The 12,015-nt window shown below is 46.9% G+C and carries 7 protein-coding genes; 4 read left to right on the top strand and 3 right to left on the bottom strand.

Annotation, left to right across the window (positions count from 1 at the left end; genetic code table 11):
* Positions 1-403 precede the first annotated feature (403 nt).
* Together ABY436_RS15915 and ABY436_RS15910 are read left to right on the top strand one after the other, a co-directional pair.
* Positions 404-3,121 carry a cation-transporting P-type ATPase gene (locus ABY436_RS15915; RefSeq protein ID WP_372739918.1) on the top strand — a complete coding sequence of 906 codons (2,718 nt, stop codon included), beginning with the start codon at positions 404-406 and terminating at the stop codon, positions 3,119-3,121.
* On the top strand, positions 3,118-4,776 hold the full coding sequence (locus tag ABY436_RS15910) for a cation:proton antiporter (protein ID WP_372739917.1): 1,659 nt from the start codon (positions 3,118-3,120) through the stop codon (positions 4,774-4,776). Before ABY436_RS15915 ends, ABY436_RS15910 begins: the two co-directional genes overlap by 4 nt.
* 295 nt (positions 4,777-5,071) lie before the next feature.
* Here ABY436_RS15910 and ABY436_RS15905 read toward each other — a convergent pair whose 3' ends face one another.
* The 3 genes from ABY436_RS15905 to xylB form a co-directional block, all read right to left on the bottom strand.
* A complete protein-coding gene (locus ABY436_RS15905; RefSeq protein WP_372739916.1) occupies positions 5,072-5,452 on the bottom strand; it encodes a rhodanese-like domain-containing protein in 381 nt (126 codons plus the stop codon).
* 240 nt (positions 5,453-5,692) lie between these two features.
* A complete protein-coding gene (gene eno, locus ABY436_RS15900) occupies positions 5,693-6,988 on the bottom strand; it encodes a phosphopyruvate hydratase (protein WP_372739915.1) in 1,296 nt (431 codons plus the stop codon).
* 361 nt (positions 6,989-7,349) lie between these two features.
* Positions 7,350-8,849, bottom strand: a complete 1,500-nt coding sequence (gene xylB, locus ABY436_RS15895) for a xylulokinase (protein ID WP_372739914.1) — start codon at positions 8,847-8,849, stop codon at positions 7,350-7,352.
* 631 nt (positions 8,850-9,480) lie between these two features.
* Between xylB and ABY436_RS15890 the strand changes: the two genes are divergently transcribed.
* Complete coding sequence (locus ABY436_RS15890) at positions 9,481-10,800, top strand: sugar ABC transporter substrate-binding protein (RefSeq protein ID WP_372739913.1); 1,320 nt, start codon at positions 9,481-9,483, stop codon at positions 10,798-10,800.
* 266 nt (positions 10,801-11,066) lie between these two features.
* On the top strand, positions 11,067-11,909 hold the full coding sequence (locus ABY436_RS15885; RefSeq protein WP_372739919.1) for a carbohydrate ABC transporter permease: 843 nt from the start codon (positions 11,067-11,069) through the stop codon (positions 11,907-11,909).
* The last annotated feature ends 106 nt before the right edge of the window (positions 11,910-12,015 follow it).

Below are 12,015 nucleotides of genomic sequence, written 5' to 3'. Positions count from 1 at the left end.
ATGAACAGGAAAGGTTAATAGCGCAAAATAAATGTACTGCCCCTGGCCGGGTTTTAGGTCTGTTCAAAGCCCGGCCGCACAAATGGATTCCAAAGGGATCAATACCCTATGGCTTGATCCTTCACAGAAATTTTCATTCAGGCCAGGGGGGGCTCACCCCTGGCCATAACAAGTTACTACGGGTCGGTACCCTCCGCCTCTCCCCACCCGCACTCTGATTGCTTCGTCGCGAATATCAAGTATGTATTAGCTTGTAGTACGAGTTAATTTGTCATATACCCTTGCAAAGACTGCAATATTATTCACAACCTATTGTCCTAAAACGATAGCGTATTATTCTGGTGGGGTCTTTTTTTAAAAATAGTGGTTTGAACGGCTACTGTGTGAGGCTAGCGATTTTTGTATGGATACGTTGGACGATAAAAACTGGCATCAAATGTCTGTCGACGAAGTTGTTGGTTGCGTCGGCACGGATACGCTAAAAGGGTTGGATGCTTACGAAGTCGAGCAACGTCAGCAGGCTCAGGGCTTGAATCGCTTGACGATAAAGAAGGGTAAATCCCCTCTGGTTCTATTTTTGCTGCAGTTTAATCAACCGCTCGTCATTATCCTGCTCGCTGCAACCTTGATTACGTTTGCAATAAAAGAGTGGGTCGATAGCGGGGTGATCTTCGCTGTAGTGTTAGTCAATGCCGTTATTGGCTTTACCCAAGAGTTAAAAGCGATAAAGGCGATAGAGGCGTTATCGCGAAGCATGGAAGGGGTCGCAACGGTTATCCGCTCCGGGAAAAAACAGATCGTTTCAGTTGCTGATTTAGTGTTGGGTGATGTCGTTCTTTTGCAATCAGGTGATAAAGTACCTGCTGATATGCGTTTACTACGTGTGCGTGAGTTGCAGGTGGATGAATCGGCTTTAACCGGTGAATCGATTGCTGTGCAGAAGAATAGTCAACAGTTAACCCACGATAGCTTGTTGGCTGACCGTAAAAATATGGGGTACTCCTCCACATTGGTGACTTATGGCACGGCTGTTGGTGTCGTTGTTGCGACGGGTGACCGTACGGAGATAGGACGAATTAATGCGTTAATCGCAGGCGCGGATGCATTAGCTACGCCGTTGACGCGAAAAATTGCCAGTTTTAGCGCAGTCTTGTTGTGGGTTATCCTCGGGTTGGCTGGATTAACGGTTCTGGCGGGTTTGCTGCACGGTGAGTCGTTGTTAAATGCCTTCATGGCTGCCGTTGCTTTGGCTGTAGGCGCTATTCCTGAAGGACTTCCTGCTGCCATGACGATCATGTTGGCCATCGGTGTCAGCAAGATGGCACAGCGTCACGCGATTATTCGTAAAATGCCTGCGGTTGAAACCCTGGGCAGCACAACTGTTATCTGCTCAGACAAAACAGGCACTCTGACTCAAAACCAAATGACGGTGCAGCGCATCTTTGCCGGTCATGAGCTGTTTGATCTGACAGGTGTTGGTTACACGCCGGAAGGTTCTGTTCAGCAAAATGCAATAAGCGTTGAACTTTCCACAAAAAATGCGCTTGTAGAGTGTTTAAAAGCAGGCTTGCTGTGTAATGATTCCCGCTTGATTTATACCGGATCAGGCTGGAATACAGAAGGCGACCCGACTGAAGTTGCTTTGCTTACAGCGGCCTTAAAGGCAGCGCTTGAAAGAGATGCGCTTGAGCAGCAGCTACCGCGTATCGATACCCTTCCATTTGAATCACAACATCAATATATGGCGACGTTACACGTCGATGCAAAGCATGAATCATTGATCTATATGAAGGGCTCGGTGGAGCGCGTGTTGGCATGCTGTGATCAGCATTATCTTGATGAAACCCAGAGTTGTCAGATCGATCGGGCTGTCCTTGAGCAGGTTGCTCATCAACTGGCTGCAAATGGCTTGCGTGTTCTGGCGTTCGCGCGCAAACGTGTCAGTTCCCAACAAACAACGGTATCGCATGAGGATATTGCCCACGGGATGTCATTTATTGGCTTGCAGGCGATGATGGATCCACCCAGGCCGGAAGCGATCTCTGCGGTATTAGCCTGCCAACGCGCGGGTATCCAGGTGAAAATGATTACAGGTGATCATGTGGGTACTGCTGCTGCCATCGCGCATCAAATAGGTCTTAAAAGTGTAGCATCTCAGGAGTCTAATTTTGCCATCAGTGGTCACCGTCTTGCCGAGATAGATGATCAACAAATGATCCGGGTGGTAGGTCAGACAGCGGTTTTTGCGCGTGTCTCTCCGGAGCAAAAATTACGTTTAGTCAAAGCACTGCAAAGTCGTGGTGAAATTGTTGCGATGACGGGTGATGGTGTCAATGATGCGCCGGCGCTTAAACAAGCCAATATTGGCGTTGCTATGGGAGTGGGTGGAACCGAGGTTGCCAAAGAGGCCGCTGATATGATTCTTACGGATGATAATTTTTCGACGATCGAAGCGGCAGTCGAAGAGGGGCGCGCCGTTTTTGATAACTTAGTTAAATTTATCGTATGGACTATTCCAACCAATATTGCTGAGGGTATTATTATTCTTCTCGCCGTCATGTTGGGTATTGTACTTCCAATCACACCGGTGCAAATCCTTTGGATTAACATGACCACAGCGCTTTTTTTGGGTATGACGTTAATCTTTGAAGCAAAAGAGCCGGGTATTATGGAACGCCCGCCCAGAGACCCCAAAAAATCAGTTCTGCCGCGTAACATGCTGGTGAGTGTCAGCTTGGTAAGTTTGACGCTGGTCGCATTTGTATTCGCCTTATTTGAATGGGCACTGTATCAGGGTCAATCGCTCGAAGTCGCACGCACTATGGCGATAAATGCGCTGGTGTTTGGTGAGATTTTTTATCTTTTTAACTGTCGATCGTTACGTTATTCAGTGCTGAAGCTTGGTTTCTTCAGTAATCGTTGGCTCATTTTTGGTGTGTTGTTGATGGTCTTTTTCCAATTGTTGTTGTCTTACTCATCCATCATGAATCAGTTGTTCGGCACGGCTCCTTTAGCGCTGACTGATTGGCTGCATATTTTAGCGGCTGGTATTACTGTCTATGCCATCACCGGCAGTGAAAAACGCTTGCGGTGCTATTTTGAAAGCAAGGCAATTGCATGAGCCATCTTCCTGATATATTTACGCAAGTCGCAGTACTGCTGTTTCTTGCTGCTTGTGTAGGTGCGCTGGGAATACGCATGAAGCAACCACTGATTGTTGCTTATATTGCTGTGGGCATTATCGCAGGGCCTTCTGTGCTCTCGTTGGTCAGTGTAAATGATCAGGTCGATCTGCTCTCTAAATTAGGTATTACCCTGCTGTTGTTTATTGTGGGACTCAAGCTTGATCTTCACATTATCCGTACGATGGGGCCGGTGGCGCTTGCTACCGGTTTGGGGCAAGTCATCTTTACCAGTGTTGTGGGGTATTTTATTGCCGTTTCATTAGGAATGCCCCCCATCTCTGCCCTCTATGTGGCTGTTGCATTAACATTTTCCAGCACGATCATTATTGTCAAACTGCTATCGGATAAAAAAGAGGTCGATTCACTGCATGGCCGTATTGCCTTGGGCTTTTTGATCGTACAGGACCTTGTGGTCGTATTTGTCATGATCGGTCTGAATACCTTAAGCAGTAGCACTGATCAGTCCTCTGCATTTTTAACCACCTTAGCTGTTCTGGCGAAGGGGTTGGGTTTCCTGGTGATTATCGTATTGATTGCACGTTATGTTTTCCCGCGCCTTTTGCGTCTTATGTCTCAATCAAAAGAGCTATTAGTGATGTTCGCTATTGCGTGGGCCGTTATGTTGGCGATGCTGGGTGATTCGCTTGGGTTCAGTAAAGAGGTGGGTGCATTTGTAGCGGGCGTTTCACTTGCTTCTACGCCTTATCGAGATGCGTTAGGTGCGCGTTTAGTCAGTCTGCGTGATTTTCTACTGGTGTTTTTCTTTATTGATCTCGGTGCGCGTTTAGATTTGAGCCTATTAGGTTCTCAAGTTGGCGATGCCGTAATTTTCTCCTTATTTGTGCTGATCGGTAATCCGTTGATTGTTATGGTTATTATGGGTTTTCTCGGGTATAGAAAGCGCACAGGGTTCCTTGCAGGTTTAACCGTTGCACAGATCAGTGAGTTTTCCTTAATTTTGGCTGCGCTGGGGTTAAGCTTAGGGCATATCTCTGCTGAAACGATGGGGCTGATTACACTGGTTGGCTTGATTACAATCAGTGCTTCAACTTACATGATTATCTTTTCTTATCCATTATACGAGCGACTTGCGCCTTGGCTGGGTATCTTTGAACGAAATAATCCGTTCCGTGAAGTAAGTCAGGTCGATGTCGCTGATGACGGTGTTGAGGATATTATTCTCTTTGGGTCCGGACGCTATGGGGCGGGTATTGCGAGTACGTTGCGTCAGCAAGGGTGTCGTGTTTCTATCATTGATTACAACCCTGAATTGGTTCATAAAGGCGACCAGATGGGCTTTCCTATCATCTATGGCGATGCAGAGGATCCTGAGTTTTTAACCTCTTTACCGCTGGCCAGTGCAAGCTGGGTTGTAAGCACGGTGCGTGATGAACACGTGAGTCGTGCATTGGTCCATGCGTTGCGTGACAATAATTATACAGGACGTATTGCCGTGACAGCGCACGACCCCATTGAAGCAAAAAGATTAAGTTCAGCCGGCGCTGACTTAGTGCTAGTGCCTTTTGCCGATGCAGCGGTTGAAGCGGCCGCCCGAATATTAGAGAAAACCGATCAGCCTGCCGTTCGTTAAGCACTTTATCAGGAAGAACAAAAATGATGCCGAGACGATAGGAGACGTAAGGGTTATATTATCAATGGAGTTCGTACCCATCATGAATAGAGCAGCATTCAGTCACTATAAAAACATAAACAACGACTATGGGTGCTGGTTAAAGTGACAAAGTCCGCCTCGGATAAATCTGTTTACATAGAACCGGGCATACGCAACATTGAGTTGACACCAACATATTTTCACAGCGGCAAGTCCTGATATTTATAGCAGGCCGTGGCGTTGATGAATGTGTAAGTGTCTCCAGTATCAAGGTTCACCCAAAATCAGGCAGGCTTGGCGCAATAACGGGTTTATTTGCCTCTTGCCATGCATCAAAACCTCCGGCGATAGACGTGACATTCAGATATCCCATCTCTTTAAGGCTTTGCGCCGAGAGGGCAGAGCGACCGCTGTTTTTACAAAAAAGTACTATGTTAAGGTCGCGTCGGCTCAAGGTTTCATCGTTACTCAAACGGAATTCGAGCAGGCCTCGGGGAATATTAATTGCGCCTGGGATATGCCCTGAATAATATTCATCTGATTCCCGGACGTCGATCAACACATCGGCTTGTTTAATTACAGTATCAGCCTCTTCGACAGAGACTTCATGAATTAATTGTTTAGCGGAAGCGACTAAATCAAGAGCGTTTTTCATAATAATGTCCTTTACCTGATGCTGCATGACAGATTTTTGTCTGATGAGTACTAGTGTCGTTTAGTGTTGCGACCGGATCAAGTGCCGAAACGATACTGCTTGTTTCGTATATTTATTGTATGTCCAGAGAAGAGGGGGTGAAGCAGATAATAAGTGTGTATCAGTATGTCGGAGCCCCTCATCTCTATGAGCTGAGGGCCTCCAAGTCTTTTTTTATTTATTGTTTATAGTTGTAGTGCGTTATTGTCCATAGACTTCGCTGCGCCCGTGATAGCGTGCTCTATCCTGCAAGGCTTCTTCAATACGCAGTAGTCTATTGTATTTAGCAACACGGTCAGAGCGGCATAAGGAGCCTGTTTTTATCTGGCCGGCACAGGTGCCGACTGCCAGGTCGGCAATGCTTGTATCTTCTGTTTCACCTGAGCGGTGAGAAATGACCGCGCGATATCCTGCCATCTGTGCCATTTTGATAGCGTCCAGCGTTTCGCTGAGCGTGCCGATCTGGTTAAACTTGATAAGAATCGCGTTACCTATATGTTGATCAATACCGCGCTGCAGTATCTGCGTATTAGTAACGAAGAGGTCATCACCGACCAGTTGTGCTTTAGTGCCCAGCTTTTGTGTCAGGTAAGCCCAGCCATCCCAGTCCGATTCGTCCAAACCATCTTCAATTGAGACGATCGGATAGCGCTCGGTAAGGTCGGCCAGGTAGTCACTGAAGGCTTCTGAGCTGAAGGATTTACCTTCTCCGCTTAAATGGTATTTGCCGTCACGGTAGAATTCGGAGGCGGCGCAATCTAATGCAAGGGTAAAGTCAGTGCCTAATGTATAACCCGCACTTTCAACGGCTTCACGGATTACAATCAAGGCTTCCTCATTGCTTTTCAGGTCTGGTGCAAAGCCGCCTTCATCGCCAACTGCTGTGCTCAGGCCGCGTTGTTGCAGTACTTTTTTTAACGAATGGAATACTTCAGCCCCCATGCGCAGGCCTTCACGGAAGCTGGTTGCAGATACCGGCTGAATCATAAACTCCTGAATGTCGACATTGTTATCTGCATGTTCACCGCCGTTAATGATGTTCATCATCGGCAACGGCATGCTGTATTTTCCGGGCTTGCCGTAGAGTTCAGCGATATGTGCGTACAGTGGCATCTTTCTATCTTGTGCTGCCGCACTGGCTGCGGCGAGAGAAACCGCGAGTATGGCGTTGGCACCAAGAACTGACTTATTATCGGTGCCGTCAAGTTCGATTAAGGCGCGGTCCAGTACTCCCTGATTGCAGGCATCAAATCCTTCGAGTAGTGGTGCTATGCGGCTGTTGATATTGTTTACCGCATTAAGAACGCCTTTACCATTATAACGGGTCTGGTCAGCATCACGTAGCTCCAGTGCTTCACGAGAACCTGTGCTCGCGCCTGAGGGTGCGCATGCCATGCCTATGACACCGGAGGTCAGCAGGACTTCTGCTTCTACTGTTGGGTTACCGCGTGAATCAAGTATTTCACGGGCAATTATATTTTTGATGATGCTGCTCATGCTGGCGATTTCCTTTGGTAGGTTGTTGGAGTGCGTACTCTATGTAGCTTGTTTATTAGTAAGCAGGCTGTGCCGCGTTTGATTACGCAGCTATTTGTTTTTTGGTTTAAGCCTTTGTGTGGAGGGTTTTATTTTTTAGTATTATTACGCAAATATATTTAATAAATTATTTATTGTCTACCTTTATTGGTTTTATTACATAATATATTCATTTTTACAGGCTTTAAAGTCTGTGTAGCTGTTATCTAGCTGGTATGTAGATGTAATGAATGAGCCGGTTGGAAAAAAGGGAGGTGTTTAATTGCTCAGCAGACCTGAGGTTACTCGTGCTGTTATTACTAATACAATTGAGGATGTGGCTTTAGCGTGCAGGGTGTTGATAGTGTTGCTGCAGGGCTTCGTTATATTGTTCGAAAAGTGCTTCATAATGCTGCACACCTCTCTGACCGGGTTCCACGCGACTGCGTGGATCGATGGCTACAAACTGGCTGCACAGGGTGCTGAGTGAAGTTTCTTTGCCTTGCCAGCCTGAATGGCACCAGGCTGCCTGAATGGCCCCGCCAAGCGCAGCAGCCTCTCCAATGGTCGGGCATTCTACCGGCGTATTCATCATGTCAGCTGCAATTTGTCGCCATTGACTGCTTTTCGAGCCACCGCCTATTAATCGGATTGATGCGCTGTCCAGCCCTGAGTCACGAAGTAATTCCAATCCGTAGCGCAATCCTAAGGTGGTGCCTTCAACTGCCGCTCGGCACAGGTGAGCGGCTGTCAGGTTTTGCATATTGATACCCAGTAGCATGCCACTTGCTACGGGCAGTGATGGTGTGCGCTCACCATTAAAGAAAGGCAGCATTAGCAGGCCATCAGCGCCGGCCGCAATGGATGTTAGGTGTTGATTAAATGTGGGGATGTCCAATTCAAATAATTGTTGTACGGCGCTGGTGATATTAGTCATATTCATCGTGCAGATCAGCGGTAACCAGCCGCCACTGGATGAGCAAAAAGGTGCCAACCCATTGTTTTCAGTGATGATTGGCTGCTCGGCTGCGGCATATAAAGTGCCGGAGGTTCCCAAGCTCATGGTAACCTTACCTGGTGTAATGTTACCGGTCCCGATTGCCCCCATCATGTTGTCGCCACCGCCGCTGGATACTAATACGTGTGGGTTCAGGCCCAGTAAGCCGGCAACTTCTTTTCGCACTATGCCGGCAGGTTGATTCGCTTCAAGTAAGGTGGGCAGAGCTTTGCTTAGTTGTTCGGTCGGGTCAATGATATCCAGGATGCCGCGATCCCATTGTCGTGTTTGAACGTTAAAATAACCTGTTCCGGATGCGTCGCCGTACTCACTGACAGTGTTACCGGTGAGCCAGAAGTTAAAATAGTCATGCGGTAGTAGTATGTGTGCGATTTTTCGGAAATCATCTGCACAGTTCTGTTTCATCCAGAGTAATTTAGAGGCGGTATAACCGGTGGCGATGACGAGTCCGAGGCGTGCTTTGCATAAGTTATCACCCCCTAGTGCTGCTAATAATTGACGGTTCTGAGGCTCTGTTTCTGTGTCGCACCAGAGTTTTGCCGGGCGGATAACTTTCCCTTGTTGATCAAGCGTAACCAATCCGTGTTGTTGGCCTGAAACGCCCATCGCATGTATAGCTCTGGTGTCGATGCCGGATTGTTGGATGGCTTGATAGTAGGCTGATTTAAAAGCAGCAATCCACCAGTCGGGATCTTGTTCTCTACGTCCCTGATTGTTACTGATTAGTTCGTGCGATGCATATCCTTCGCCAATAATGCAACCGCGTTCAGGGTCAAGAATGATGACTTTCGTGCCTTGTGTTCCGCAATCGACGCCTAAATACATTGCCTGCCTCGCTTGTTATCGTGGGCTGTATGCATTGAACTGAGCATTCAGCTACATGTGTTTATCGGCAGCATTAGCTTGCTATTGCTTACATATGGCTGACAGAAAAAGGTTATGTGTTTGTATATAAATGGGAATAGGTAAAAGTAAATTATATACAAACACTTAACGAATCTGATTTCGATATTTTTTTATCTGCTCGGTTATATTTGTGTGCTTTGTCTGCGATTGAGAAATCAGAAATTGGTAGTATTTGGCCGTGGAGGGGACTGATTAAATGGTGTAAAAAAGTTTTTTATTATGGTCTCATTTTTAACGTTTTTTGTAAAATTATATATATAACGGCCTAAAACAGGTTTGCTATTTAAGAATTAAAATAGTGTGCGTTTTTTGTTAAGTATATGATTTTAAAGTATAATATATAAATTTTATATTTTTTTGTGCAATTGCGAAAAATGTAAATAGTGCAATAAAGTATAGGTTGGCGGTTTGTTTTGCATTTGTTTTAAATATGCTATAGGTATGTAATTGATTTCCCCTCACTCCACGGCCATCATTCTATGAGGCAGGGAGGGAATATAAAAAATATAAAAAAATGCTGCCTTTTTGGTCAGCTATGGAGATTAAATCGATGAAACATAAACTGATACCAGTTCTGCTTGCTTCCTCTCTGTCTGTTGTTACGTTATCCGCATCGGCGGCGACTACGGTCACTATTGGCACCGTTAATAACGGTGATATGGTGCGTATGCAAAGTTTATCCAATGTTTTTGAAGAAGCGTATCCAGATATTAAATTGGAATGGGTGGTGCTTGAAGAAAACGTCCTGCGTCAGCGTCTAACAACAGATATCGCCACCAAAGGTGGTCAGTTTGATGTTATGACAATCGGCATGTACGAAGCGCCTATCTGGGGTGATAAAGGTTGGTTGACGCCGATGGATAATTTGCCGGCAGAATATGATGAGGCAGATATTTTTCCTGCAGTGAGTGGAGGATTGTCATCTAAAGGGACTCTCTACGCGTTACCCTTTTATGCTGAAAGCTCCATGACTTATTACCGTAAGGATTTGTTTGAAGAAGCAGGTCTGACGATGCCTGATCAGCCTACCTGGGATCAGATGATGTCTTTCGCACAGGCGCTGCACAAACCGGAGAAGGGTCAGTATGGTATCTGCCTGCGTGGCAAGGCAGGATGGGGTGAGAACATGGCGTTGGTAACGACAATGGCCAATTCATTCGGTGCCCGCTGGTTTGATGAGAACTGGAAACCTGAATTTGACGGCGAGGAATGGAAAAATGCCATTAGTTTCTATGTTGATCTGCTAGGTAACTACGGTCCTCCGGGCGCTTCTTCTAACGGCTTTAATGAAAACCTGGCGCTGTTTAACAGCGGTAAGTGTGGTATGTGGGTAGATGCTACCGTTGCTGGTGCTTTTGTTACTGATGCCTCGCAAAGTAATATTGCAGATCAGGTCGGCTTTTCTCTGGCACCTCAGCAGGTGACAACTAAAGGTGCAGGCTGGTTGTGGTCATGGGCGCTGGCGATCCCTGTTTCGTCGGATGCCAAAGATGCAGCGAAAACATTCGCTATGTGGGCAACGTCTAAGGAATATAGCCAGTTGGTTGCTGAAACCAGCGGTATTGAAAATGTTCCGCCAGGTACACGTGCATCCACCTACAACAATGAAGACTACATGGCGGCGGCACCGTTTGCAGCGAGAACACTTGAGTCAATGAACCGTGCAGATGCTAATGATTCTACATTGAAGCCATCGCCTTATGTGGGTGTACAGTTTGCTGCGATTCCTGAATTTCAGTCAATTGCTACCCAGGTGGGTAAAATGGTTTCCGGTGCATTAGCTGGATCCATGACAGTAGAAGAGGCGCTACAAAGTTCACAGCGTATTTCTACACGTGAAATGAAGCGTGCTCGTTACTACAAAAAGTAATCAGCGCTTAAATCTGCCAGCCAGACACGAAAGTGTCTGGTTCTGGCGGAGCCGTATCATACGGTAACCAAAAAGTAATTTAAATGACCAATCAGGATCTCGGCCGCAGTATGCTTGCTGGTGTTGATGCTGTATTGATCTACTAATTCCGTGAGAACTCAATTATGAAAACTACACCTTTGGATTCGGGCGCAACACGCGCGTCTGATGATAGCGTGGAGAGTGTCAGCGGTATCGCCAAAACCAATGCCCGGATCAGTCGCTACATGGTATCGCCCTCTGTGTTGCTGTTGCTGGTATGGATGGTCGTGCCGTTATCAATGACGATCTACTTCTCGCTTATTCGCTACAACCTGCTTTATCCGGACGACAATGAATTTGTCGGATTAGAAAACTATGAGTTTTTCCTGACCGATGAAGGTTTCGGGGCTGGTATGAGTAACACCTTGTTACTCGTCGGTGCCGTCCTGTTGATTACCATCGTATTAGGTGTGCTGATTTCCGTGTTGGTTAACCAGCGTTTCTGGGGGCAGGGGATTGTGCGTATCTTGCTGATTTCGCCTTTCTTTATTATGCCTACGGTGAGCGCTCTGATATGGAAGAACCTGCTTTTGCACCCGGTTTCAGGTGTATTTGCCGCGATCTGGACCTTCTTTGGGGCTCAGCCGATTGACTGGTTTTCTGAATACCCGATGCTGTCGATCATTATAATCGTCTCCTGGGCATGGCTGCCGTTTGCCATCCTGCTGTTAATGACTGCATTGCAATCGCTGGATCAGGAGCAGCAAGAAGCGGCGCGTTTGGATGGTGCTGGCCCCTGGGCGCTGTTTTATCATCTGACTCTGCCGCATCTGGCACGTCCCATTGCCGTAGTTGTCATGATTGAAACCATCTTTCTGCTCTCAATTTTTGCAGAAATATTCACCACCACCGGCGGCGGTCCCGGCTATGAGACGACTAACTTAGCTTACCTCATCTATAGCCAGGCCCTATTGCAGTTTGATGTGGGTATGGCATCAGCCGGCGGATTGGTTGCGGTCGTTCTGGCCAATGTTGCGGCCTTCTTCCTTGTGCGCTTGGTCGGCAAAAGCCTGACTGATAAAAACTGAGATACGGGAGCTATTTTATGCTGAATTTCAACTTGCTTAGCCTCAAACAGCGCCGCCGTTTGAATACAGTGCTACTGGGTACGCTTGCCTGGGGTGTTGCTCTGGT

The organism is Neptunomonas sp. (assembly GCF_041601355.1).
In the GTDB taxonomy this organism is placed as follows: domain Bacteria; phylum Pseudomonadota; class Gammaproteobacteria; order Pseudomonadales; family Balneatricaceae; genus Neptunomonas.
This window is presented reverse-complemented; position numbering and strand designations above follow the sequence as displayed.